Origin of the sequence: Actinomycetospora lemnae (assembly GCF_028737315.1) — a bacterium.
Classification (GTDB): Bacteria; Actinomycetota; Actinomycetes; order Mycobacteriales; family Pseudonocardiaceae; genus Actinomycetospora; species Actinomycetospora lemnae.
Genome location: NZ_JAQZAO010000001.1, coordinates 372,589 through 396,719 on the forward strand (window position 1 = coordinate 372,589; position 24,131 = coordinate 396,719).

26 protein-coding genes are annotated in these 24,131 nt (G+C 75.4%); 10 read left to right on the forward strand and 16 right to left on the reverse strand.

Annotation, left to right across the window (positions count from 1 at the left end; genetic code table 11):
• Positions 1–125: 125 nt before the first annotated feature.
• Both PGB27_RS01800 and PGB27_RS01805 read left to right on the forward strand, forming a co-directional pair.
• On the forward strand, positions 126–1,307 hold the full coding sequence (locus tag PGB27_RS01800) for a molybdopterin-dependent oxidoreductase (RefSeq protein ID WP_274198621.1): 1,182 nt from the start codon (positions 126–128) through the stop codon (positions 1,305–1,307).
• A complete protein-coding gene (locus PGB27_RS01805) occupies positions 1,307–1,801 on the forward strand; it encodes a hypothetical protein (RefSeq protein ID WP_274198622.1) in 495 nt (164 codons plus the stop codon). Before PGB27_RS01800 ends, PGB27_RS01805 begins: the two co-directional genes overlap by 1 nt.
• On the opposite strand, the gene PGB27_RS01810 is transcribed toward PGB27_RS01805, so the two are convergent.
• Genes PGB27_RS01810 through PGB27_RS01835 form a run of 6 tightly spaced genes read right to left on the reverse strand, consistent with a single transcriptional unit; the run spans position 1,798 to position 8,857 of the window.
• Positions 1,798–2,652 carry an HAD-IIA family hydrolase gene (locus PGB27_RS01810; protein WP_274198623.1) on the reverse strand — a complete coding sequence of 285 codons (855 nt, stop codon included), beginning with the start codon at positions 2,650–2,652 and terminating at the stop codon, positions 1,798–1,800. The genes PGB27_RS01805 and PGB27_RS01810 overlap by 4 nt on opposite strands.
• Entirely contained in the window at positions 2,645–4,126 is a 1,482-nt protein-coding gene (locus PGB27_RS01815) for a biotin carboxyl carrier protein (RefSeq protein ID WP_274198624.1), read from the reverse strand. The genes PGB27_RS01810 and PGB27_RS01815 overlap by 8 nt, the downstream gene beginning before the upstream one ends.
• On the reverse strand, positions 4,126–5,490 hold the full coding sequence (locus PGB27_RS01820; protein ID WP_332843734.1) for an acetyl-CoA carboxylase biotin carboxylase subunit: 1,365 nt from the start codon (positions 5,488–5,490) through the stop codon (positions 4,126–4,128). The genes PGB27_RS01815 and PGB27_RS01820 overlap by 1 nt, the downstream gene beginning before the upstream one ends.
• Positions 5,487–5,957, reverse strand: coding sequence for an acetyl-CoA carboxylase biotin carboxyl carrier protein (locus tag PGB27_RS01825; RefSeq protein ID WP_274198625.1), 471 nt, complete (start codon positions 5,955–5,957; stop codon positions 5,487–5,489). The genes PGB27_RS01820 and PGB27_RS01825 overlap by 4 nt, the downstream gene beginning before the upstream one ends.
• A gap of 3 nt (positions 5,958–5,960) precedes the next feature.
• On the reverse strand, positions 5,961–7,022 hold the full coding sequence (locus tag PGB27_RS01830; protein WP_274198626.1) for a PEP/pyruvate-binding domain-containing protein: 1,062 nt from the start codon (positions 7,020–7,022) through the stop codon (positions 5,961–5,963).
• Positions 7,019–8,857 carry a PEP-utilizing enzyme gene (locus PGB27_RS01835; protein ID WP_274198627.1) on the reverse strand — a complete coding sequence of 613 codons (1,839 nt, stop codon included), beginning with the start codon at positions 8,855–8,857 and terminating at the stop codon, positions 7,019–7,021. The genes PGB27_RS01830 and PGB27_RS01835 overlap by 4 nt, the downstream gene beginning before the upstream one ends.
• A 79-nt stretch (positions 8,858–8,936) precedes the next feature.
• Here PGB27_RS01835 and PGB27_RS01840 point away from each other — a divergent pair, with 79 nt between their 5' ends.
• The 3 genes from PGB27_RS01840 (at position 8,937) to PGB27_RS01850 (ending at position 11,955) form a co-directional block, all read left to right on the forward strand.
• Positions 8,937–9,740, forward strand: coding sequence for an IclR family transcriptional regulator (locus PGB27_RS01840; RefSeq protein WP_274198628.1), 804 nt, complete (start codon positions 8,937–8,939; stop codon positions 9,738–9,740).
• A gap of 125 nt (positions 9,741–9,865) precedes the next feature.
• Complete coding sequence (locus PGB27_RS01845; protein WP_274198629.1) at positions 9,866–10,909, forward strand: coiled-coil domain-containing protein; 1,044 nt, start codon at positions 9,866–9,868, stop codon at positions 10,907–10,909.
• Positions 10,910–10,914: 5 nt separating this feature from the next.
• Positions 10,915–11,955 (forward strand): hypothetical protein, encoded by a 1,041-nt coding sequence (locus PGB27_RS01850; RefSeq protein ID WP_274198630.1) that lies wholly within the window; start codon positions 10,915–10,917, stop codon positions 11,953–11,955.
• Here the strand turns inward: PGB27_RS01850 and PGB27_RS01855 are convergent.
• From PGB27_RS01855 to PGB27_RS01875, 5 genes are all read right to left on the reverse strand, one after another.
• Entirely contained in the window at positions 11,939–12,880 is a 942-nt protein-coding gene (locus tag PGB27_RS01855) for an SDR family oxidoreductase (RefSeq protein ID WP_274198631.1), read from the reverse strand. The genes PGB27_RS01850 and PGB27_RS01855 overlap by 17 nt on opposite strands.
• On the reverse strand, positions 12,852–14,255 hold the full coding sequence (locus tag PGB27_RS01860; protein ID WP_274198632.1) for a DJ-1/PfpI family protein: 1,404 nt from the start codon (positions 14,253–14,255) through the stop codon (positions 12,852–12,854). Before PGB27_RS01860 ends, PGB27_RS01855 begins: the two co-directional genes overlap by 29 nt.
• A 22-nt stretch (positions 14,256–14,277) precedes the next feature.
• Positions 14,278–14,700, reverse strand: a complete 423-nt coding sequence (locus PGB27_RS01865) for a hypothetical protein (protein WP_274198633.1) — start codon at positions 14,698–14,700, stop codon at positions 14,278–14,280.
• A 117-nt stretch (positions 14,701–14,817) separates the two neighbouring features.
• Complete coding sequence (locus PGB27_RS01870; protein ID WP_274198634.1) at positions 14,818–15,471, reverse strand: response regulator; 654 nt, start codon at positions 15,469–15,471, stop codon at positions 14,818–14,820.
• Complete coding sequence (locus PGB27_RS01875; protein WP_274198635.1) at positions 15,468–16,586, reverse strand: sensor histidine kinase; 1,119 nt, start codon at positions 16,584–16,586, stop codon at positions 15,468–15,470. The genes PGB27_RS01870 and PGB27_RS01875 overlap by 4 nt, the downstream gene beginning before the upstream one ends.
• Before the next feature lie 7 nt (positions 16,587–16,593).
• Between PGB27_RS01875 and PGB27_RS01880 the strand changes: the two genes are divergently transcribed.
• Positions 16,594–17,745 (forward strand): DUF1206 domain-containing protein, encoded by a 1,152-nt coding sequence (locus tag PGB27_RS01880; protein WP_274198636.1) that lies wholly within the window; start codon positions 16,594–16,596, stop codon positions 17,743–17,745.
• A 122-nt stretch (positions 17,746–17,867) separates the two neighbouring features.
• On the opposite strand, the gene ligD is transcribed toward PGB27_RS01880, so the two are convergent.
• Positions 17,868–18,899 (reverse strand): non-homologous end-joining DNA ligase, encoded by a 1,032-nt coding sequence (gene ligD, locus PGB27_RS01885; RefSeq protein WP_274198637.1) that lies wholly within the window; start codon positions 18,897–18,899, stop codon positions 17,868–17,870.
• A gap of 11 nt (positions 18,900–18,910) precedes the next feature.
• Complete coding sequence (locus PGB27_RS01890; RefSeq protein WP_274198638.1) at positions 18,911–19,387, reverse strand: MarR family winged helix-turn-helix transcriptional regulator; 477 nt, start codon at positions 19,385–19,387, stop codon at positions 18,911–18,913.
• A 48-nt stretch (positions 19,388–19,435) separates the two neighbouring features.
• Here PGB27_RS01890 and PGB27_RS01895 point away from each other — a divergent pair, with 48 nt between their 5' ends.
• From PGB27_RS01895 to PGB27_RS01910, 4 genes are all read left to right on the forward strand, one after another.
• Positions 19,436–19,783, forward strand: a complete 348-nt coding sequence (locus PGB27_RS01895) for a hypothetical protein (protein ID WP_274198639.1) — start codon at positions 19,436–19,438, stop codon at positions 19,781–19,783.
• A gap of 27 nt (positions 19,784–19,810) precedes the next feature.
• Positions 19,811–20,236 (forward strand): peptide-methionine (R)-S-oxide reductase MsrB, encoded by a 426-nt coding sequence (gene msrB, locus PGB27_RS01900; RefSeq protein WP_274198640.1) that lies wholly within the window; start codon positions 19,811–19,813, stop codon positions 20,234–20,236.
• A gap of 52 nt (positions 20,237–20,288) precedes the next feature.
• A complete protein-coding gene (locus tag PGB27_RS01905; protein ID WP_274198641.1) occupies positions 20,289–21,011 on the forward strand; it encodes a class I SAM-dependent methyltransferase in 723 nt (240 codons plus the stop codon).
• Between the two features lie 169 nt (positions 21,012–21,180).
• Positions 21,181–21,600, forward strand: a complete 420-nt coding sequence (locus tag PGB27_RS01910; protein WP_274198642.1) for a PH domain-containing protein — start codon at positions 21,181–21,183, stop codon at positions 21,598–21,600.
• Here PGB27_RS01910 and PGB27_RS01915 read toward each other — a convergent pair.
• From PGB27_RS01915 to PGB27_RS01925, 3 genes are all read right to left on the reverse strand, one after another.
• A complete protein-coding gene (locus PGB27_RS01915; RefSeq protein ID WP_274198643.1) occupies positions 21,590–21,895 on the reverse strand; it encodes a hypothetical protein in 306 nt (101 codons plus the stop codon). The two genes, PGB27_RS01910 and PGB27_RS01915, sit on opposite strands and share 11 nt — an antisense overlap.
• Before the next feature lie 103 nt (positions 21,896–21,998).
• A complete protein-coding gene (gene hemQ / locus PGB27_RS01920) occupies positions 21,999–22,691 on the reverse strand; it encodes a hydrogen peroxide-dependent heme synthase (protein WP_274198644.1) in 693 nt (230 codons plus the stop codon).
• Positions 22,692–22,752: 61 nt separating this feature from the next.
• Positions 22,753–24,105: a DUF2252 domain-containing protein gene (locus PGB27_RS01925; protein WP_274198645.1), complete on the reverse strand. Its 1,353-nt coding sequence runs from the start codon at positions 24,103–24,105 to the stop codon at positions 22,753–22,755.
• Positions 24,106–24,131 lie beyond the last annotated feature (26 nt).

The window sequence follows — 24,131 nt, forward strand, 5'->3', positions numbered from 1 at the left end:
ACCGCTCCCCCCGCGCGCACGAACACGCCACGTCGACCTCGAGGGAGGAGAGCACCCTGCCGGTCCCCCCGCCCCTGAGCCCCCGGACCTGGCGCAGCCCCCTGCGCGGCCCGTGGCTCACCTCGGTGCTCGCCGCCGTGCTGCTCGTCGGGCTGCCGATCGTCGTCGTCACCGGGCTGCTGTCCTACATCGCCTACGGGCCGCAGTTCGGCCAGGCGTTCCCGGGCGACGTCGCCTGGTTCCGGCTGCCGTCCTTCGACTGGCCGACCCGCCCCTCCTGGCTCTACCGCCTCAGCCAGGGCCTGCACGTCGGCCTCGGGCTGGCGCTCGTCCCCGTGGTGCTGGCGAAGCTGTGGTCGGTCGTGCCCAAGTTCTTCGCCTGGCCGCCGGTGCGCTCGCCCGCCCAGGCCCTCGAGCGCCTGTCGCTGGTGGCGCTGGTCGGCGGGCTGCTGTTCGAGATCGTCACCGGGACGATGAACATCCAGTACGACTACGCCTGGGGCTTCGACTTCTACACCGCCCACTACTGGGGCGCGTGGGTGTTCATCGCCGGGTTCGTCGTCCACGTCGCGATCAAGCTCCCGACCATGGTCCGCTCGCTGCGCGGCGGGTCGCTACGGCGCTACCTCGCGCAGTCCGCCGCCGAGACCGAGCCCGAGCCACCGGACAGCCACGGGCTGGTCGCGGTCGCGCCGTCGCCGCCGACGACGAGCCGCCGCACGCTGCTCGGGGCCGTGGCCGGCGGCTCGGCGCTGCTCGGGATCACCGCCCTGGCCACGACCGTCGACGCCCTGCGCCCGCTGGCGGTCCTCTCCCCGCGCGGGCAGTCCTACGGCGACGGGCCGAACGACTTCCAGGTCAACCGCACCGCGTTCGGCGCCGGCATCCCGCCGGACATCGGTGACACCTGGACGCTGCGCCTCACCGGTGGCGCCGCCCCGGTGACCCTGACCCGCGGCCAGCTCCTGGCGCTGCCCGGGCACACCGCGACGCTGCCGATCGCCTGCGTCGAGGGCTGGTCGACGACGCAGACCTGGACGGGCGTGCGGCTGCGCGACCTCGCCGCCCTGGCCGGCGTCCCGGTGCCCGCGACCGCCCTCGTGCAGTCCGCCGAGCGGGCCGGGCCGTTCGCGCGGGTGACGCTGACGCGGGGTCAGGTGCTCGACCCGGACGCCCTGCTCGCCCTGCGGGTCAACGGGGCGGACCTCTCGCTGGACCACGGCTTCCCGGCGCGCGTGATCGTCCCGGCGCTGCCCGGGGTGCACAACACCAAGTGGGTCGCCGCCGTCGACTTCCGGGTCGCGTGATGCGCCGCGCGCTCGCCGCCTGGGAGCGGTTCTACGGCGCCGACCCGCTGCACCTGCTCGCGCTGGTCGGCTGCTTCGCCCTGGTCGCGGCGGTGGTCCGGCAGGTCGCCGACGACCCGAGCTGGTGGTGGATGCTCGTCTGGTTCGTCGGCGCGATCGTGGCCCACGACCTCGTCAGCTACCCCCTCTACGCGCTCGCCGACCGGTCCCTCGTCCTCGGACGGTGGGCCTGGCGGCGGCGGACGGGGGCCACCGCGCCGCGGGTCGGCGTCGTCGACCACCTGCGCCTGCCGGCGATGGGCTCGCTGCTGCTGCTCGTCGTCTTCTGGCCGTCGATCAGCCGCGCCGGCGAGCCGGTCCTGCTCTTCGCCGCGGGCCGCACGACCGAGGACTACCTCGACCGCTGGCTCTGGGTCACCGCGGGCCTGTTCCTGCTCAGCGCCGTGGTGTACGCCGTGCGGCTCGGCCGGGCGGCGGGGACGGGCCGGCCCTAGTCGACGAGGAGCGAGGCCAGGGTCCCGAGGTCGGCGACGTCGAGGTGGGGCCGGCGGTCCGCCGGCACGTCCCGGTACGCGTCGGCATCGCCGAGCCCGGTCCGCACGGCGACGGCGAGCGCGCGACCGCGGTGCGCCATCGGGACCTCGAGCGTGGGGTCGTCGCCGACCACGGCGAGGTCGGTCACCGCCACCCCGAGGTGCCGCGCCGCGGTCCGCAGGGCCGGCAGCGCCGGCTTCCCGACGACGGTGACCCGGGCCCCGGTGAGGTCGCGGACGACGGCGCTGATGACCCGTGACGACCCGAGCGTGCGCCCCTCCGCCGTCGCGAAGAACGCGGACTGCGACGCGCTGTAGAACCGCGCGCCCGCCGACACCGCGGCGCAGGCGGCCTCGAGCGCCGCGAAGGTCAGCTCGTCGCGGTACCAGCCGGCGAGGACGGCGTCGGCGCTCGTGCCCCGCAGCGGCGGCAGCGTCTCGAGCCCCGCGGCCTCGAGCGGCGCCGTGAGCCCCTTGCCGCCCAGCACCATGACCCGGCGGTGCCCGCGGCGGCGGAGGACGTCGGCCGCGGCGACGGCCGGGGTGAGCACCGCGTCGTCGGGCACCGGCACGCCCGCCTCCTGCAGGGCGTGCGCGCACTCCGGCGGCGTCTTGGCCGTGCCGTTGGTGAACACGCAGAACGGCGTCCCCCGCGCGGCGAGGAGCTCCACGAACCCGGCGGCGCCGGGCAGGGCGCGCAGGCCGCGGTTCTCGCGGTCGCCGAGCACGAGCGTCCCGTCCATGTCGAGCACGAAGCCCCGCGTGGCCCGCAGGCGCGCGACGGCTGCGGCATCCGGTCGAGGCTCAGGCACCGACCGCTCCCCCGGGCCGCCGGTGGACCGCCAGGCGCAGGCCCGGCTTGTCGATCTGCAGGTCGTGCACGGCGGGGCGGTCGCCCAGCTCGCGCAGCAGCTCCAGCACCGGGGCCACGCCCGGGTTCGCGTGCTCCGGCGCCGGCCCGGCGGCGATCATCGCGTCGACCTGCTCGGCGGGCATGTGCGCCCGCAGGAGCAGCTCCTCGTCGCTCATCCCCGGCCCGAACCGGCGGCGCAGCTCGGCCGGCGACGGCGCGGGCGGCTCCGCCCGCAGCTCGCGGGCCCGCGGGCGGTCGAGGACGCGGTCGAGCACGTCGGGCTCGATCGGGGCGGTCGGCCGCCCGAAGCTGCCCAGCGCGTAGCGGATCACCTGGTCCGGGACCGTGACCCAGCGCTCGCCCAGCAGGTTGAACAGGGCCTGCGAGACCACCATCTGCGGGAACGGCGTCACCATGATCGGGTGCCCGAGCTCGGCGCGGACCCGGCCGACCTCCGCGACGAGGTCGTCGAAACGGCCCTCCATCCCGAGCTCGCGCAGCTGGCGGCGGGTCGTGGTCATGACGCCGCCGGCGATCTGGTGGTGCAGGAACGCCGCGTCGAACTCCTGGGGCCGTCCGGCGGGCAGGCCCTCGGCGGTCGCGATCCGGTCGACGAGGTCGCAGGCCAGGCCGAGCGCGCGGTCGTCGACGTCGACCCGGTGACCCATCGCGCGCAGGTTGGCGACGGTCCGGCGCACCTCCGGCAGCGACGAGCCGTTGCCCAGCGCGCCGCAGCCGGTCTGCACCACCTCGACACCGTGCTCGGGGGCGATCGCGTAGGTCAGCGGCGAGAGCCCGATCGTCGCGTGCGAGTGCAGCTCGAGCGCGGTGTCCCCGAGCGCGGCCTTCACCGCGGGCAGCAGGGTGCGGGCGCGCTCGGCGGTGAGGATGCCGGCGGGGTCCTTGACGTAGACGCGGTCGATGTCGGGGCAGGCGCGCATCTGGCGGGCGAGGTCGGCGTAGAACGCGTCGTCGTGCACCGCGCTGATCGTGAACGTCAGCGCGCCCACCACCTCGTCGATGCCGGCCTTCTTGAGCCGGGCTGCGGTCGCCCGCGCGGCGTCCATGTCGTGCATCGGGTCGAGGACGACGACCCGGTCGATGCCGTTCGCGGCGAGCCGGTCGTAGACCAGCTGCATGGTCTCGGGGTGCGAGTTCTGCCAGCTGATGAAGCGGAAGCCGGTGCCGATGAACTGCAGCTTCGTCCGCGGCATGAGCGCCCGGGTGCGGCGGAAGAGGGCCCACGGGTCCTCGCGGTGGGTCCGCACGAGCATCCCCATGGCGGTGCTCGAGCTGTAGTCCAGCGCCCGGAAGCCGACGCGCTCGAGCAGCGGGGCGAGCGTCAGGACGTGGGCGCTGCGCAGCCCGGCGGCGCCCCAGAGGCTCTGGTTGCCGTCGCGCAGGGAGACGTCGACGAGCCCGACGTCGGCCATCAGGAGACCTCCGCCAGGTCGCGCCGGCGGGCCTGCCAGCGCTCGAAGAAGCCGGTGTCGACCCCGCCCGCGACGAGCTCGAGGTCGTCGAGCAGCGCCCGGTGCACCGCCGCGGTGGTCGTGACGCCCTCGATGCGCAGCAGGTCGAGGGCGGTGCGGGCGCGGGCGAGCGCGTCGGCCCGGTCGGTGCCGTGGACGACGAGCTTGGCCAGCAGCGAGTCGTAGTGCGGCGGGACGACCGAGCCGGCCTGCACCCCGATGTCGACCCGCAGGCCGTCACCGACGGGCAGGACCACGCGCTCGATCCGTCCCGGCGCGGGGCGGAAGTCGCGGGCGGCGTCCTCGGCGTTGATCCGGCACTCGACGGCGTGCCCGCGCGCGGCGACGTCCCCGGCGTGCAGCCGCAGCGGGAGGCCCTCGGCCACGGCGAGCTGCTCGGCGACGAGGTCGAGCCCGGTGACCGCCTCGGTGACCGGGTGCTCGACCTGGATGCGGGCGTTCATCTCGAGGAAGTGGAAGCTCCCGCGGTCCCGGTCGTACAGCAGCTCCACGGTGCCCAGCCCGCGGTAGCGCAGGTGGGTGGCCAGCGCCAGCGCGGCGTCGGCCATCGCGGCGCGGACGTCGTCTCCCAGCAGCGGCGCCGGGGCCTCCTCGAACAGCTTCTGGTAGCGGCGCTGCACGGAGCAGTCGCGGTCGCCCAGGGCGACCGCGGACGTGCCGTCGCCGAGCACCTGCACCTCGACGTGGCGCCCGGAGGTCACGTAGCGCTCGAGGTAGACGCGCGGGTCGCCGAACGCCGCGCCCGCCTCCGCGACGGCGACGTCGAGGCCGCCCGGGAGCTCTGCGGCGGTCCGGACGAGCTTCATGCCCCGGCCACCGCCCCCGCCGACCGCCTTGACCAGCAGCGGGTAGCCGACCCGGTCCGCGACGGCCCGCGCCCCCGCGAGGTCCGCGGCCTCCCCGCCGGGGACGACCGGCAGCCCGGCGTCGAGGGCGTGCGACCGGGCGGTGAGCTTGTCGCCCACCGCCTCCAGGGTCGCGACCGACGGCCCGACGAACACCAGCCCGGCGTCCGCGCACGCCCGCGCCAGCGCCGGGCTCTCGGACAGGAAGCCGTAGCCGGGGTGCACGGCGTCGGCGCCGACGGCGAGCGCGGCCCGGACCACCGCCGCCGGGTCGAGGTAGGACTGCGCGGCCGGGCCCGGCCCGAGGCGGACGACGCGGTCGGCCGTGCGCGCCGGGAGCGCGTCGAGGTCGGCGTCGGACGCCGCGAGCACCGACTCGATCCCGAGGCGCGCGCAGGTCCGGACCACCCGGGCGGCGATCTCGCCGCGGTTGGCGACGAGCAGGCGGCGGATCCTCACGACGCGGGCTCCACCACGAGCAGCACGGCGTCGGTGTCGGCGAACTCCCCGTTGGCCGTGCGGAACTCGGCCACGGTGCCGCGGACGCCGGCGTGCACCGGCGTCATCATCTTCATCGTCTCGACGATCCCGACGACGGTCTCGGCGTCGACCTCGTCGCCCACCTCGACGTACGGCGGCGCGCCCGGCTGCGGCGCGCGGTAGAAGGTGCCGAGCAGGGGCGGGTGCACCGCCACCGAGCCCTCGGGCACGTCGGCGCGCGCCGGCTCCGGGGTGGCCGCGGCGGTCACGGGCTCGCCCCGCTCGACCTCGGGGCGGCGGTGCACCTGCTGCTCGGCGGTCCACCCGGCCGCGCCCTCGCGGCGCACGGTCAGGGTGAGGTCGGCGAGCTCGAGGTGCAGCTCGTCGAGGCCGCTCGCGTCGAGCGCGCGCACGACGTCGCGGACGTCGTCCGGGGTGAGGTCCACTGCTCAGGCCCCCGACGGGCGGCGGCCGCCCAGCGCGTGGAGCACGTGGTCGAAGGCGCGGGCGGTCGGCGCGGCCACCTTCTGCCCGGCGGTGGCCGCGTCCTTGGCCGCCCACACCGTCTCCGGTCGGCTCTGCAGCAGCACCACACCTCCGTCCGGCGCCAGCGCCCACTCGATGTCCTGCGGGCACCCGTAGTGCGCCTCGACCCGGCGCGCGACGGCGAGGAGCGCGGCGACCTCGGCGTCGGTGATCGACGGGACGTCGCGCCGGTCGTCCGGGACCTCCCCCTCCACCACCCCGGCGCCGTCCGGGGCGGGACGGTGCCAGCGGGTCTTGGTGGACACGGTGCGCCGGTCGATCTCGCCGGTGACCTTGCTGACGACGAACGCGTCGGGGGTGACGTCGCCGCCGACCACCGCGGAGCCGAGGCCCCAGCTCGCGTCGATCGCGACCACCGAGCGGTCGCCGGTGAGCGGGCTGCGGGTGAACATCACCCCGGAGCTGCGCGCGTCGACCAGGTGCTGGACGACCACGGCCATCCCCAGGTCGGTCTCGGGGATGCCGCGGCGCAACCGGTAGGTCACCGACTCGACGCCGTAGAGGCTCGCCCAGCAGCGGCGCACGTCGCGCAGCACCGCCTCGGCGCCCCGGACTCCCAGGTAGGTGTCCTGCAGCCCGGCGAAGCTGTCCTGCGCACTGTCCTCGCTGGTCGCGCTCGAGCGCACCGCCACCGGCGGGTCCTGTTCGCCGACGTCGGCGGCCAGCCGGTCGTGGGCGGCGACGACCGCGTCGGCCACCTCGTCGGGCAGCGGCGCCGCCTCGACCGCCGCGCGCAGCTCCGCGCAGGTCGCCGCGACGGCCGCGCCGTCGGCGGGGTCGAGGGCCGCGACCCGGGCGCCGAGGTCGAGCGCGCCGACCGCCGCGCGGAACGCCGCCGTGGTGACGACGAACCCGTCGGGGACCCGGACGCCGGCCCGGCGCAGCTCCCCCAGGCTCGCGCCCTTGCCCCCGGCGGCGGGCACGTCGTCGCGGCCGAGGTCCGCGAGGCGCAGCACGGGGGTCACGGGCGCAGCACCGTGACCACGCCGCGGTCGCCGTCGACGCGCACCCGGTCGCCGGTGCGGATCGTCGCGGTGGCCTGGCCGGTGCCGACGACCGCGGGCATGCCGTACTCGCGGGCCACGATCGCCGCGTGCGACATCGTCCCGCCGATGTCGGAGACGGCCGCGGCGATCTTGCCGAACACCGGTCCCCAGCTCGGCGCGGTCACCGGGCAGACGAGGATCTCCCCCTCGCGGACGGCCCCGATGTCGTTGACGTTCATCAGCACGCGGGCGACGCCCTCGACCACGCCGGGCGACGCGGCGTACCCGCGGACCGTGTCCTCGTCGAGGTCCTCGGCGCCGAGCCAGGTCGCGATCGTCTCGTCGGTGACGCCCCAGAGCATCTTCACGGCCGGGTCGTTCATCGACTCCGGCACGGGGCCGAGCGCCGGCGGCGGCGACCAGCCCGCCAGCGCCGCGAGGATCTCCTTGCGCCGCGCGACGATCGGCTGCCAGTGCCGCGCACCGAGCTCCCGCCCGCCCGACGCCCACGCCAGCTGCACGTCGGCGAGCGCGTCCTCGACCTCGACGTGGCGCAGGTGGAAGACGTCGTCGGTCTCGGCCAGCACGCCGCGCTCGGCCAGCAGCGCGCCGAAGGCCCGGATCTTCTGGAAGAACCGCGTCGTGAACCAGTGCTCGCAGTAGAACTTGTGCGACTCGATGTACGGGAACACCTGCCGGCACAGCCCCAGCATCTGGTCGAAGGCGGCCTGCTCGTCCTCCGAGCCGAGCAGTGCCCGGTACTCGCCGGCGATCCGGTCGCGCTCCTGCGCCAGCCGCTCGGTCGGCCGCGTGAGGTCCTCCCCGGCCCGAATCTGCTCGACGTAGCGCGGCAGCGCCGCGAACGGGACGGTCAGGTCGTCGGCCCACGACAGGTGGTGGTGGTAGAAGCCGTCGCCGACCGAGACGTTGAACCACGGGTCCTTCGCGGTCTCGAGCGCCGCGAGCCACCGCCGGCCGGCGTCGCCCCGCGCGGCGAGGCCGCTGAGCACCTTGTCGGGCTCGCTGCCCTCGACGAACAGGTCGGCGAGGTCGAGCTCGACGGCCAGCCCGGCGAGCTTCTTCAGCTCGTCGTCGGGCCGGTACATGGTGACGTCCATGCCGGCGACCATCCGGGCCACCGTCTGGTCGCCCATCTCCGGGAACGCCTGCTGGCAGAACTCGAAGAACACGACGTAGGCGCCGTAGCCGAGCATGAGGAACTCGGTGTGGTGGTGCCACATCTTCGAGTAGAGGTCGATGCAGCGGTGGAACTCCTCGCGCAGCAGGTGGTTGCTGGCGTAGCCCCGCGACCCGGTCACCACCGCGAGGTCGTCCAGCTCGCCGAGGTGCGGCACCTCGACCGCCTCGATCTCGGCGATCAGCGCCTCGATCCGCTGCTGCCAGCCGGCGTAGAGCTGGTCCCAGTGCGCGTAGTAGTGCCCGGCGCGCTCCTGGAAGTGCTCGAGGCGTGCCTCGACCTGCGCGGGGTCGGTGACGGGGTTGGCGGTGATGTAGACCCGCCCGTTGACGATGCGGTACTCGATGCCCAGCGTCGTCGGGAAGCTGAACAGCCGCGCGGTGTTCGCCCCGATCGCGGTGTAGGGGATCTCCGAGGTCAGGCCGTCGAAGGCCGGGACCACCTCGGGGAAGTGCATCGAGTTGTAGAACCAGAACCGCCCGTCGTCCTCCGGCTGGAACCGGGAGAAGTACGGGTACATCTCCTCCCAGCCCTCGGCGCCCGCGACGGGCCCGATCTCGGACGGGAGCGGGAACCGCCCGTCGGGTGACGAGCCTGACCGGGCCGCGCTGCTCATGGGCCGACCGTCGTCGAGCGGCCGGTGTGGGGCAAGCCACTCTTCTCATAGGATGGAAAAGCTCTCCTAGCATCGGTCCGTGCCCCGCGACCACCGCCCGCCGGTCCGGACCGCTCCCGGGCGGTCGGCGACGTCGCGGGCGCTGTCGCTGCTCGACGCCTTCGACGCGGGCCACCCGGCGCTGACGCTCTCCCAGCTCGCCCGCCGCGCGGGGATCCCGGTCGCGACGGCGCACCGCCTCCTCGGCGAGCTGTGCGCGGCGCGTCTGCTGGCGCGGCGCCGGGACGGGTCCTACGAGATCGGGGCGCGGGTCTGGCAGCTCGGGCTCCTCGCGCCGCCGACGTCGCTGCGCGAGGCGGCGCTGCCCCACCTCCAGGACCTCGTCGTCGCGACCGGCCACACGGTGCACCTGGCCGTGCTCGAGGGCCGCAGCGCCCTGGTCGTCGAGCGCCTCGCCCGCTCCCGCAGCCAGCCCACCCGCCACAGCCCGGGCGCCCACCTGCCCCTGCACTGCACCGCGGTCGGCAAGGTCCTGCTCGCGCACGCGCCGCCCGAGCTGCAGGTCGAGGTCCTGCGCGCGCCCGCCCGGTACACGCCCTGGACGGTGACCGACCCCGACGCGCTGCGCCGCCAGCTCGCGACGATCACGGCGGCGGGCTCGGCGCGCAGCACGCAGGAGCACCGGCCGGGCGTGTGGTCGGTGGCCATGCCGGTGACCGGTCCCGCCGGCATCGTCGCGGCCCTCGGCGTGCTCGCCCCGCTCACCGCACCCCGGCTCGCGAGTGCGCTCTCGCCGCTCGCGGCCGCCGCGGGGGCGATCGGCGCCTCGCTCGCGGACGTCGATCTCGGCGAGGCGACCGAGGCGCCGCTGCCGCCGGAGTGAGGGCCTGGTGAGCGGCGTGTCCCGACCGTGACCCGGCGGCCGTTCATCGCCCCTGGTCCGGCGTCCGGGACCGGGGAAGACTCGACCCGCGTCCGCGTGCAGCGGGAACGGATCGGGGAGGGACCGTGGAGCGCAGCGAGGATGGAGCCGCAGACCGGACCGGGGCGGCGTCCCCGCCCGCGGCGTCGCGCCGGGCCCGCACCCCGTGGTGGGGCGCAGGCTTCGACGTCGTCAAGCGCGGCTTCGACCGCGAGCAGGTCGAGGAGGCCCTGGACAAGGCCGAGGCCGACCTGCGGGTGATGACCGCCGACCGCGACGCGATGGTCCGCGCCGAGGAGGCGGCCCGGGCGGAGCTGCGGTCCGTGCGCGCCGACCTCGACCGCGTCGTGTCGGCCCCGCTGTCGATCGACGGGATCTCCGCGCGGCTCCAGCACCTGCTGCGGCTCGCGCAGGAGGAGGCCGAGCACATCCGGGTGACCGCCGCCGACGACGCCGCGACGCTCGGCGAGCAGGCCCGCGAGCGGGCCCGCGTCACCGAGCAGGAGGCCGTCGCCCGCGCCGAGGCGATCGTGGCGGAGGCCGACGAGCGCAGCGCCGCCCGCCTCGCCGCGGCGGCCGAGGAGGCGACGGTGATCGTGGCCGGCGCCGAGCAGCAGGCGCGGGCGATGCGCCGCGAGGCGACGCGGGCCCGCGACGAGGTCGCGCGGCAGCGCGCGGAGACCGAGGCCGAGCAGCGGGCCCTGGTCGAGCGCACCCGGGCGGAGGTCGACCGTCTCGAGCGCGCCGCGGCCGCGGACCGGGAGCGCCGCGACGCCGACGCCGAGACCCGCCGGCGGCGGGTCGAGGAGGACTTCACCACCAGCACGGAGGCGCGGCGTGCCGAGGCCGCCGCGGCGCTGGCCGACGCCGAGGAGCAGCGACGGCGGGCCGAGGACCGGGCGCGCGAGGTCGAGGCGGACGCCACGGCCCGGCTCGACGCGGCGACCCGGGCGGCGGCCGAGCTCGAGGAGCAGCGACGCCGCACGGCGGCCCAGCTCGCCGAGCTGCGGCGCACGCTCGAGCGCGCGCTCGCCGGACCCGCCGACCCCGGGGAGCCCGGCACCCGCACCGAACCCGCCGACCCCGCCGCCGACCCGGGCCCGCCCGACGCCACCCGGTCCGCCGCCTAGACCCCGTGCCGCCGTCCCTCGGCCCGATCCGCGCGTGGACCGGCGCGACCGCCACGTCGCGGACGATCGGCGCGGTCCTGCTGCTCGGGCTCGGGGTCGAGGCCGTCCACCAGCTGCGCCGCGGCGACCACCCCACCGACCTGCCGATCGTCGACGACTGGCTGCACGCCGCCCTGATCCTCGCCTCCGCCGCCGTCTGCGCCGTCGGCGCGCACCGCCGGACGACACCGCCGTCGCGGGGCGCGTGGTGGTGCTTCGCGGCCGCCCTGCTGCTCTTCGGGCTCGGCGAGATCACGTGGGGCCTGCTCTACGCCGACGGCAGCGTGGTGCCCACACCGAACCCCACCGACGTGCTCTACCTCGCCACCTACCCGCTGTTCATGGCGGGTCTCGTGTGCATGGTGCGGGCCCGGGTGGTCGACGTCCCGTGGTACCGCTGGCTCGACGGCTTCGTCCTGGTCCTGCTCGTCGCGACCCCCGGCGTCCTGCTGGTGATCACGCCGGTGCTGGACACCTCGCCGATCGACCCCCTCGGCCGGTTCGTCGTCGTCGCCTACCCGCTGGGCGACGTCCTGCTGCTCGGCGCGCTGCTCGGCACCCTGCCGCTGATGTCGTGGCGCTTCGGCGGCAGCTGGCCGTGGGTGGGGCTCGGGCTGATCTGCCTCACCGTCGCCGACGCTACCTACAGCCTGTCGGTCGACGACCTCGTCTCCCACGAGGGGCCCTACGACGTGCTGTGGAGCGCCGGGGCCCTCGCGTTCGCCGTCGGCTCCACCCGGTTGCCGCGGGGCCCGCAGCCGTCGCGGGAGATCACCGGCTGGCCCGCGATCGCCCTGCCCCTCATCGCCCAGCTGGTCGCGCTGGCCACCCAGGTCTACGGCTGGTACCGGCCGCTGCCGCCGGCCGAGCGGCTGCTGACCATCGCGGTGCTCCTCGTCGCGATCGCGCAGATCATCGTGTCCCGGCCGCGACCGGCACCGGTGGAGTCGGTGGAGGAGATCGAGGTCGCGGCCGAGGACGAGGTCGTGGTCAGCGATAGCCCGTGACGTCCGCCGGCTTCCCCGCGTCCTGCACCTCCACGATGTAGCGCCAGGCGTCGGGCCGCGAGCCGTCGAGGTCGGTGAACCCGTACACCTGCGCCAGGCCGCCGCTCGACAGCGACTCCCCGTTCCAGCGCGCCCGGTCCGGGTCCGCGGCGAGGGCGGCGACGGCGCGGCCGACGAAGCGCGGCGTCTCCGAGATCGCGAAGTGGGGCTCGGCGTCGAGGGCGTCGCGCCAGGTGTCCTCCCGCACCCCGAACATCTCCAGCATCATCTCCGAGCGCAGCCACCCCGGGGTCAGCGAGACCGCCGCCGCGCCGTGCTCCGCCAGGTCCTGGGCGTGCGACCACCCCATCCGGTTCACCGCCACCTTGGCGAGGTCGTAGAACGGCGAGATCCGGTAGGTGACGGCGTTGTACTCCGCGGTGCCGTCGGTCATCTCGACCAGCAGCCCGCCGGGCCGGCGGATGAGCAGCGGGAGCGCGAAGTGCGTCGTCACGAGGTGGGTGTCGACGGCGAGGTGGAGCATCCGCAGCCCCTTGTCGAGGTCGTGCTCCCACACCGGGGTGCCCCACTCGACGAGCAGCTCGCCGCCCCACACGTCGTTGACCAGCACGTCGAGGCGTCCCTGCTCCCGGTCGATCCGCTCCACCAGCGCCCGGACCTCGTCGTGGACGAGGTGGTCGGTCGGGACCGCGATGCCCGTGCCCCCGGCCCGGTCGACGAGCTCGGCGGTCTCCTCGATCGTCTCGGGGCGGTCGTACTCGGAGCGGCGCCCGGCGGTGGAGCGCCCGGTGACGTAGACCGTGGCGCCCGCGGCGCCCAGCTCCACCGCGACGCCCCGGCCCGCCCCGCGCGTCGCCCCGGCCACCAGGGCCACGCGGCCCGCGAGCCGCCCGGTGTCACCGTGCCCCTCGTCGTGGCGGTCCATGTCGGTCCCCTCCCTCGTCGGTGGTGGTCGACAGCGTGGACGAGGACACCGACAGTGCCGCCCTCCGGCGGGCGCGGCCCCGCCGACGGGCGGCGGCCACGAGCACCACGACGGCGGCGCCGGGCAGCAGCAGGGCGACGAGGACGACGGTCGGCGCCCACGGCCAGCGCGGTCCGGCGAGCACGAGGCCCTCGGTGGGCAGTTCGATGACCGTCGCCACCCAACGGGCGGTCGCGGTGTCGGTGGTGCGGGCGAGGTCGGTGACGACGGCGTCGTAGGCGAACGCCGGCGGGTGGTGGACGTACTCCGGCGGCGGCGCGGCGACGGGAGCGGCGATCGGGCGCGCGGCGGCGCCGGGGACGACGAGGCGGTCGATCCGCGACGACCCGGCGGCCAGGTTGTCGCGCGGCAGGAAGGTCAGGCCGTGCCGCGACCGGATCGGGGCGCCGTCGACGCCCAGGGCGAGGGTGCGCGTGGCCAGCGACTGCCCGCCGTAGGCGTCGAAGACCGAGGCGAGCTCGGTCTCGGCCACACCGTCGTCGAGCAGGACGCCGACCGTCGCCGGGGCCCAGCGGTAGCCGGCGTTGAGGATCGCGGCCGGGTCGGGCACGGCGGGCCGGTCCTGGGCCGACGGGTCCTCGCGGAAGTGCGTCCAGCCCACCCGAGCCGCGGCCCGGTCGGCGACGGCGGGCCCGGCGAGGCGCTCGACGACGTGCAGGGTGCCGTCGACACCGGCGAGGATGCCGGCGGTGGAGACGACGTCGCCGTCGTCGACCACCCGCTGCCCGCGCACCCAGTCGACGGCCGGGTAGCGCGACGCGTAGCGGCCGAGCCGGTTCCAGTGGCTGGTCGCCGGGCGCCCGTCGAGGAGGCCGGCGGCGGCCACCGTCCCGGCGCCGTTGCAGACGCTGAGCACCAGGGCGCCCCGCTCGGCCTGCCCACGCAGCCAGCCGACCACGGGGGCGATCGTCGGCTCCTCGTCGTCGGGCGGGGCCGGGACGACGACGAGGTCGGCGCGCGCGGTGCGGGCGGCCAGCTCCTCGAACGTCAGGTCGGGGACGAGGTCGAGACCCCCGGTCAGCGGCAGCGGCCGGCGCTGCGGGGCGACGACGTAGAGGTTGAACCGCCCGGACTCCGCGAGGACCTGGTACGGGGCGAGGACGTCGGAGACCAGGCCGCCGCGGTCCCCGACCACGACCACCGCGGTCGGCCTGTCCGGGTCGTGCGGCGGCGGCGTGGGCGCCGGGACGACCCGGACCGGGCCCGGCGTGTACGGGTCGGTGAACGCGCGCGGCGCCGCAATCGCCGCGCCCACGGCCGGGAGCAGCAGGACGGTGACGAGCGCGGCGAGCACCGACGCGGTGCGGCGCAGCACGGGGGGCACGGGAGCGGCGCCGCTAGAGCCCGTACTCGTGGCGGCGCCACAGCATCGCGAGCAGCATCAGCGGGAACATGATCACGTGGCCGGCGACCATCAGCGCCGACCCCGGCAGGACGCCGAGGCCGTAGGGCACCAGCAGCGCCACGAACGGCAGGGACATGACCGCCGCCATCTCGGCGATCCGCGGCCACCGGTGCCGGCGCAGCGCCATCCACAGCACCATCGCGACGGTCATGTCGGTGGCCATGACGACCGCGTGCACACCCTCCGACGCGACCCAGGCCGCGGGCCACAGCGGCGCCAGCGCCACCATCCCGACGACCATGGCGACGACCATCTCCAGGTAGTGGCCGGCGAAGCGGGTGAGGCGCCGGGCGCGGGGCGCCGGGGCCGGGGCGGCGGCGAGCGCCGCGTCGCCCCTGCGCGGGTCGACGGTCATGCGGTCCTCCCTGTCGTGGCGGTGACGACGAGGGTCGGGCGCGGCGGGGTCGCGGCCGTAGGCCGGAGGTCACGGGTGGGGGTCACGGCCGTGGCGTGACCCCCCGGTCCGCAGGGCTCAGAGCAGGTCGAGCTCGCGCGCCCGCAGGGCGGCCTGGGTGCGGTCGCGGACGCCGAGCTTGGCGAGCACGTTGGTCACGTGGTTCTTCACCGTGCCCTCGGCGAGGAAGAGGCGGGCGGCCATCTCGCGGTTGCTGCGACCGTCGGCGATCAGCCGCACGATCTCCCGCTCCCGCTCGGAGAGGGGCACCACGAGGGGCCGCTCCGCCGGCGTCTCCTCGCGCAGGTGGCGGGCGACGCGGGCGACGACCTTCGCCGCGACCGTGGGGGCGAGCACCGACTCGCCGCGCGCCGCGGCCTGCACCGCCTCGAGCAGCCGGGCCGAGGAAACGTCCTTCAGCAGGTAGCCGATCGCCCCGGCCCGCAGGGCGGCGAAGACGTCCTCGTCGTCGTCGAACGTCGTCAGCGCGATGACGTGCACGCCCGGGTGCTCGGCGCGCAGCCGGCGGGTGGCCGCGACGCCGTCGAGCACCGGCATCCGCAGGTCCATGAGCACGACGTCCGGGGCGAGCACCGCGACCCGGTCGAGCGCCTCGCGGCCGTCCCCGGCCTCGCCGACGACCTCGACGCCCTCGCTCGCGCCCAGCAACGTGCCCAGCGCCTCGCGGAACAGGGCCTGGTCATCGACGAGCAGCACGCGCACCGCGCTCACGCCGGCACCTCCACCCGCAGCGTCGTCCCCTGCCCCGGCACCGACTCGAGTGCCAGGTGCCCGCCCACCTCCGCCGCCCGCTCCCGCAGGCCCAGCACGCCGACGCCGGACGACGGGTCGCCCGGCGCGGCGCCCGTGCCGTCGTCGCGGACGTCGAGGCGGACGGCGTCCGGGCCGTACTCGAGGCGCAGCTCCGCGGTGGTGGCCCGGGCGTGGCGGCGCACGTTGGTCAGCCCCTCCTGCCCGACGCGGTAGAGCGCGTCGCGGGTGGGCTCCGCGAGCGGCCGAGGGTCGCCGGCGACCACCAGACGCGTCGCCACCCCGGCCTCGCAGCTCAGGTCGGCGAGCTCCTGCAACGCCTCGGCGAGCGGGCGCCGCGCGTCGGCGTCGCGCAGGGCGCGCACCGAGCGACGGACCTCCGCCAGAGCCGCCTCGGCCTGGTCCTGGGCCTTCGCGAGCACGTCGTCCGCCCGCGCCGCGTCCGCGGCCAGGACCGCCCGCGCCGCCTTGACCTGCATCTGCACCACGGTCAGCGCGTGCCCGAGGCCGTCGTGGATGTCGCGTGCCACCCGGTTGCGCTCCTGCTCGGCCGCGAGGCGCTCGGCCTGGGCGGCGTACGCACCCAGGCGCGCGTGGGCCGTCGCCAGCTCCCGGCGGGTGCGCTGCTCGCGCTGCAGGAGCCCCGTGACGATCGCCGCGAACACCACCGCCGCGAGCGTCCCCAGCCCCTCGCGGAACCCGTCGCTCCACGACATCCCGACGTGGACGAACGGCACGCAGGCGCAGACGAGGACGACCGCGGGCAGCGGCAGGAGCAGCACGCACTGGCTGACGAGCACGACGAGGAACAGCGTCGCCCCGACCCCGGCGTTGAGCACGAACACGACGAAGGCCAGCGGGAGCTGGACCGCCACGTAGGCGACCGACCAGGCCCGGCGGTCCCGGCGGCGCACCCGCACGAACCCGACGGTCGCCAGCGCGAGGAACACCGCGCCGAGCACGACGGCGGCGACCGACTCCCCCGACGCGACGGTCCCGACCACCAGCGTCAGGAACGCCCCGCCGGCGAGCACCGCCAGCGCCCGGTCCACCGCCTCCCCCGCCACCCGCTGCACGGCGGAATTGTGGGCGCCACGACGGGTCCCGCCGCAAGGGCCGGCCCCGCTCGGTGGTCCTCCGCCCCGGCATCGGGTACAGGACGGCGACCCGCGCTCCACCTCGGACGCGGGCGACCGGACCGAGGAGGCCGTCACGTCGCAGGACCAGTCGGGTGATGCCGCGTCGGCGGACCTGTCCCGCGAGGACGCGCCGTCCAGCACGCTCGAGGAGCGGGCCGAGCGGGAGACGTCGCGGGCCGACGAACAGGCGGAGCGCTCCGCCGCGCGGGCCGAGCGCACCGACGACACCACCGAGGAGGTCTCGGAGCGCGCGGAGCAGGCCGCCCACCGGGTGCGCAGTGAGCTCGCGGGCCTCGGCGCCGCCGGCGAGGGTGAGGCGCCCGTCCGGGCCGTCGAGCTGCTCGGCCGCGTCGGCCTGGTCGGCTACGGGCTCGTGCACGTCCTGATCGGCGCGATCGCGGTGCACCTCGCGCTCACCGGCGGCGGGCAGCCCGACCAGCAGGGCGCGCTGTCGAGCCTCGTCGGCAGCACCGCCGGCGTCGTCGCGATCGTCGTGGTCGTCGTCGGGCTCGTGGCCTTCGCGGTGTGGCAGGGTCTGGCGGCCGCCACCGGCTTCCGCTGGACGTCCGGGGGCGAGCGGTTCCGCAAGCGCGTCGGCGCGGGCGCGAAGACGGTCGCGGTGCTCGCCGTCGCCGTGGCCGGGGTCCGCCTGCTGACGGGCTCGTCGGGCGGCTCCAGCTCAGCGGGCTCCGAGGCGGCCACCGCGGGGCTGCTCTCGCTGCCCGCCGGGCGGATCCTCGTCGCCGCCGTCGGCCTGGTCGTGCTGGTCGTCGCCGGGGCCACCGCCTACACCGGGATCGCCCGCAACTTCTCCGACGACCTCGACTACCGCCGGCTCCCCGACCGCCTGCGCCGGCCCGTCGAGGTGCTCGGCGTCTTCGGCCACCTCGCGCGCGCCCTGGCGTTCGCCGTCGTGGGCGTGCTGTTCGGGGTCGCGGCCCTGCTCGCCGACCCCGGCCGCGCGGGCGGGCTCGACCAGGCGCTGACCACCCTGGCCGCCCAGCCCTACGGTCCGCTGCTGCTCCTCGTGGTCGCGCTCGGGTTCGTCGCCTTCGGCGTCTACACCTTCGCCGAGTCCTGGGCCCGCCGCATCTGACTCACCCCGCGGGCGTCCCGACGGTGTCGAGCCGCGGGAAGACGACCTCGTGCAGCAGCAGGTGGACGGCGGCAGCGGTCGGGATCGCGCCCGCGGCGGGGGGCGCCCGACACCCGGGGGGGCTACACGGTCTTGCCGGTGGTGTCGGCGCGCGACCGGCTCGGCTGCACCCGCTTGGGCTCGCCGGGCATCTTCGGGTACTCGGGCGGGTAGGGCAGGTCGCCCAGGCCGTGGTCGCGCTGGTCGCGCTCGACCCACTCCAGCACGGTCTCCAGGCTCCCCGGGTCGTCGTGCAGGCCGGCGAGGGCGTCGCCGCGCTCGGCGAGGACGCCGGCGGCGGTGAGCACGTCGAAGTCGTCGGGGTCGACGTCGGGCAGGTCCTCCCAGCGCAGCGGCATCGACACCGTCGCCCGCGGCGTCCCGCGCACCGACCACGCCGAGGCGATCGTGCGGTCGCGGGCGGCCTGGTTGTAGTCGAGGAACACGCGCTGCCCGCGCTCCTCCTTCCACCAGTCGACCGTCGCCTCGGCCGGGACGCGCCGGCACACCTCGCGGGCCAGCGCGATCACCGCGCGGCGCACGCCGACGAAGTCCCACTCGGGGCGGACCGGCACGAGCACGTGGATGCCGCGCCCGCCGGAGGTCTTGGGACGCCCGTGCAGGCCGGCGTCGTCGAGCACCTCGCGCAGCACGCCGGCCACGCGCACGGCGTCGGCGAAGTCGGTGCCGGGCTGGGGGTCGAGGTCGATGCGCAGCTCGTCGGGCTGGTCGACCTCGCCGCGCCGCACGGGCCAGGGGTGGAAGTCGAAGGTGCCGAGGTTGGCGGCCCAGGGCAGCACGGCGGTGACGGTCGGGCAGATCTCCGTGGCGGAGCGGCCGCTGGGAAAGCGGACGTCGACGGTCTCGACCCACTCGGGCGCGCCCTTGGGCACACGCTTCTGGTAGAAGAACTCGCCCGTCACGCCGTCGACGAACCGCTTGAGGTGCGTCGGGCGCTCGTAGAGCACGGCCAGCAGCGGCCCGCGGACCGCCACGTAGTGCTCGACGACCTGCCGCTTCGTGATCCCGCGGTCCGGGAAGTAGACCTTGTCGGGGTTGGTGACGCGGACGGTCAGCCCGTCGACGTCGATCTCCTCGGCCGGGGACTTCGCCACGACGCGAGAGATTAGCCGGTCACACCGCTCTCGTCGGCCGTCCGCAACCGGTCGGCGAGGGCCTGGAGCTCCGTCCGCAGCCGGACGATGTCCTCGATGCTCATGCCCGTCTCGGCCTGTACCCGGCGCTGGACGGCGAGCACGGGCTCGCGCAGGGCCTCGCCCTCCGAGGTGCACGTGACCTCGACGGTGCGCTCGTCCTCGGGGCGCCGGCGGCGTACCACGCGGCCCCGCTCCTCGAGGCGCTGCAGCAGCGGCGAGAGGGTGCCGCTGTCGAGATGCAGCTCGCGGCACAGCGTCCCCATCGTCGTGGGTCCGTGCTCCCAGAGCACGAGCAGCACGACGTACTGGCTGTAGGTCAGACCCAGGGGTGCGAGACCGCGCCGGTACGACGCAGAGATCGCCCGCGAGGCGTCGTGCAGCGCGAAGCACAGCTGGGTGTCCAGGGTCGTGCACGCCGCGGAAGTCGCCGAGGTCTCCGTGCTCATGACCCGATGGTAGGCCCGACGGGAAGTGGCGCGGGTTACCGTGGGTCGATGAGCGCGTCGAAAGCCCCAGGTGGGGGCCGCTCCGGTGCCCCCGATCAAGGTCCGGACGAGCCCGCGGGACCGCACGGACGGTTCGCCGACGACCTCGTCGGCCTCGACCCCGACGACCCCGAGGCCCGCGCCTTCGCCGCGCACCTCGACCGGATGGAGCAGGCCGGCCCGGCCGCGTTCACCGTGGAGGGGCAACTGGCCGGGGTCCGTGACTTCGCCGAATCCGCCAACCGGGCGGACGGCCCGCGCCGGCTCGCCGCGGTCGTGCTCGTCGCCCTCGTCCTCCTCGGCACCGGGTTCGTGATCTTCGAGGTGCTCGAGCTGGTGCTCAGCACGGCCTTCTAGACGTGCACGACGTATTAGCCTGGGGGCATGAGCAGTGACGCCTCGATCGGCACCCCGAAGGTCAGCAAGTCCGACGCCGAGTGGCGCGAGCAGCTGACGCCGGAGGAGTACCAGGTGCTGCGGCAGGCGGGGACGGAGCGCCCGTTCACCGGGGAGTACGACGAGGTCTTCACCGAGGGCGTCTACTCCTGCCGCGCCTGCGGCGCCGAGCTCTTCCGCTCCGAGACCAAGTTCGCCTCCCACTGCGGGTGGCCGTCGTTCTACGCCCCCTCGGCCGACGACAACGTGATCCTGCGCGAGGACCGCTCGATGGGCATGACCCGCGTCGAGGTGCTCTGCGCGACCTGCCACTCGCACCTGGGCCATGTGTTCAGCGGCGAGGGCTACGGCACGCCCACCGACCAGCGCTACTGCATGAACTCGGTGAGCCTGCGCCTCGAGCCCACGAGCTGAGGTCCCCCGGGGCGCCCGGACGGGTGGCGCGGCCCGTTACGGTCGTCGGCCGATGTCCACGATGACCGCCCGTGATCTCGGCCGACGCCTCGCCCGCCGTCTCCACCCGGTCCAGCCGCGCCGGCTGCTCGTCGCGGCCGGTCGGCAGCTCTCGCCCCGCCACCTCACCGGTCTGCGCACCGCCCTCGGCGCGCTGGAGCAGGGCAGCTGGATGCGGGGCCTGGAGCTGCACGTCCCCAACCGCGGGGACCGGTTCGCGGTGTTCGCCGAGGTCGTCGAGCGCCTGCGCTCCCCGCGCCCGCTCTACCTCGAGTTCGGCGTGCACGAGGGCCGCACGCTGCGCTGGTGGAGCGAGCACCTCACCACGCCGGGTGCGCGCCTGATCGGGTTCGACAGCTTCGACGGCCTGCCCGACGACTGGCACCCCGACGCCCCCGCGGGCAGCTTCGCCACCGGGGTGGTGCCGCGGATCGACGACCCGCGGGTCGAGATCGTGCCCGGCTGGTTCTCCGACACCCTGCCGGGCCGGACGCTACCGCCGCACGACGAGCTCGTCGTCAACGTCGACTGCGACCTCTACTCGAGCACGCGCGCGGTCCTCGACTGGCTCGAGCCCCACCTGCGGCCCGGTACGCTCGTCTACTTCGACGACCTGTTCGACCACGACGCCGAGCTGCGCGCCGTCTGGGAGTGGGTGGACGCCCATCCCGAGGCCGTCCGCCCGCTGTCGATGGCGCGCTGGGGACAGCACCTGCTCCTCGAGTACCGCGCCTGAGACACCCCACCACCCCTGCTCCGTCCGGACCAATCCGCGCGCCCGCCACGACGCATTCCCCGCGGCGACCGGTGTCGGACACCACCGCCGGGAGCCGCCGACGGGCAGGATCGTTAGTGTCGGAGGACGGCCAGCCCGCCTCCGCGCCGGAGAGAGGACGATGCCGTCGATGGGCCATCCGCTGCGTCCCCGCACCTCGGACGACCACCCCCGCCGCGCGCACCCGCTGTCCGCACGGCTGCCGCGGTTCGACGAGACGGTGCAGTACGACGTCATCCGCGACACGTTGATGCCCGAGGAGCACATCGACGGCGTCTACGCCAGCGACAGCGCGGGCATCGCCCTGTGCGGCATCACCAACCGCCGGGTCATCCTGCTCGACACCGCGTTCCCGGGCGGTCGCGCCGCCCTCATCACGGCGCCCTACAGCCGGATCACCACGGTGTCGTACGTGTCCGCCGAGGACGAGCCGATCTTCTCGAACACCGTCGCGATCCAGGTCGGCCGGACGTTCTACGAGGTGACGTGCCGCGGCCCCGAGCAGGCCGCGGAGATCCACGACCTCATCACCTGGCACCTCATCGACTGAGGGCGAGCACCCCGGACGACGGGGCCAGCAGCTCCTCGACGCCGGCCGCGGCGATGCCGCGCTCGCGGGCGACGCGCACGACGTGGTCGGTGAGCGCCGGCCACGTGCAGATCACGGCGTCGACGTCGCGGCCCACCAGCTCGCCGACGCGGGCGGCGACGCGGGTGCCGATGTCGCGGCCGGGCTCGAGCAGCATGCGGTCGACCAGGTGGACGTCGGTGACGCCGGGTGCGTAATCCGCGAGGAGACGGCGGGCCTCACGGACGTGCGCCGCCGCGACGTGAAGGAAACCCACGGTCGCCACACACGGAATATGTCACGTCGCGTTGCGTGAGGCGAGAACTTGATCGATGTACGGCTCGTCCGGTACGGCGGGCGGCGCCCCGTTACGGCAGGGATTACGGCAGAGAGGTGACGAGCTGGCCCGGCGACACCCGCGGACCGGTGAAGAACGGGATCTCCACGCGCACGTGCCGGCGGGCCTCGGTGGCGCGCAGGTCGCGCATGAGGTCGACGATCCGGTCGAGCTGGTCGGCCTCGAACGCGAGGATCCACTCGTAGTCGCCGAGCGCGAACGCGGGCACGGTGTTCGCGCGGACGTCGGCGTAGCCGCGGGCGGCCTTGCCGTGGTCGGCGAGCATGGTGCGCCGCTCCTCGTCGGGCAGCAGGTACCAGTCGTAGGAGCGCACGAAGGGGTAGAGGCAGAGGTAGCCCTTGGGCTCCTCGCCGGCGATGAACGCCGGCACGTGGCTCTTGTTGAACTCCGCGGGACGGTGCAGCGCCGTGCCCGACCACACCGGGGTCGACGCGCGCCCGAGCGCGGTGCGGCGCAGCGCCGAGTACGTGGCCTGCAGCGACTCGATGTCCGGCGCGTGGGTCCAGACCATCCAGTCGGCGTCGGCGCGCATGCCGGCGAGGTCGTAGAGGCCGCGGACGGCCACGCCCTTGCCGTCGGCCTGCTCGAGCACGCCGGCGAGCTCGTCACCGAGGGCCGCGCGGTCCTCGGGCAGGCGCGCCGGGTCGGTGCGGAAGACCGACCACATGGCGTAGCGCAGGGTCGAGTTCAGCTCGTCGTAGTTCAGCCGGGCCACGCGCTCAGTGTCTCACCGACCCGGGAGACGCACCGAAGCGGAGCTCGACCCCGGGCCCGCGTCAGAGGGACTCCGCGGCACTGGAGACGCCGGGCACGCGGTCGGCGCGGAACGCCTCGACGAAGCGGCGGTGGTCGTCGCGCACGATGCCGGCGTAGTCGCGGGCGAAGGCGACGAGGTCGGCGACGAACGCGTCGTCCCGGTCGCCCACCACCCCGAGGACGGCGTCCTCGACCTGCCCCTCCACCAGCCCCTGCTCGGCGTCGGCGTCGGAGACGCAGTGCGCCCGGGCGGTGGCGCGCCCGAGGTGGTGCAGGACGTCGCGCAGGTCGCGGGGCTCGGTGAGGTCGTCCCAGTCGAGGTCGTTCTCGTACGGCGAGAGCTCGGCGACGACGTAGCCGACGCCGCGCATCTCGGTCCAGCCGAGCAGGCGGTCGGCGTGGGCCTGCAGGGCACGGCGCGACAGGGCGGTGCGGTGGCCGTGGTGGGTGAACCACGACGCCACCTCGGGATCGTCGACGACGCGGCTCGGCGCCGCGCGCACCGCCTGCTTCATCGACAGCACGATGTCGTTGTCGAGCGCCTCGTTCGGGCCCTCGATGAGCACGTTGTAGGCCGGGAGACCGGCGCTGCCGATGCCGAAGCCGCTGCGTCCGACGACGTCGTGCACGCCGTACGCCGTGTCCGGCCACCGCTTCGTGTGCGGGATGGTCCCGAGGTAGGCCTCGTAGGCGGCGAGCACCTCGGCGCGCTCGTCGTCCTCGAGGCGGCGCACCCCGGGCCCGGCTCGGAAGACCCGGTCCTCGCCCTCGATCTCGGTGAGCGCGTCGAGGAGGCCCCGCCGGCTCCTCTCCCGTGAGCGCTGCAGGGCCTCGCGGATCGGGCCGTCGGTGTTCCGCCGCGTCAGCGCGACCTCCCGCTCGTCAGAGCCGCCCGAGAACGAGCGCACCGCGGCGAGGTAGGCGCGCAGGTAGGTGGCGTTGAGCGCGTCGATGTCGGCGTCGGAGAACGCCTTGGACCAGCCGAGCAGGGCCACGCTCGCCACGAGCCGGCGCAGGTCCCAGGTCCAGGGGGCGACGTAGGCCTCGTCGAAGTCGTTGACGTCGAAGACGAGCACGCCGTCGCCGTCGAGGTAGGTCCCGAAGTTCTCGGCGTGCAGGTCGCCCTGGATCCACACGCGCCGGGTCCGGTCGTCGACCCAGGGGTCGTCCAGGCGGGCGACGTCGGCGTAGTAGAGCGGCGCGCTGCCCCGGTAGAACGCGAAGGGCTCGACGGCCATCTTGCGGAACTTGTTGCGGAACGCCGCGGGCGAGGCCGACATCAGATCGGAGAACGCGTCGACGAGCACGTCCACGATGAACGCCGCCCGCTCGTCGTCGTTCCGGGAGCCGAGCGCGCCGGCGAGGACGTCCATGGCGATCAGTCTGTCGGTACCCGTGC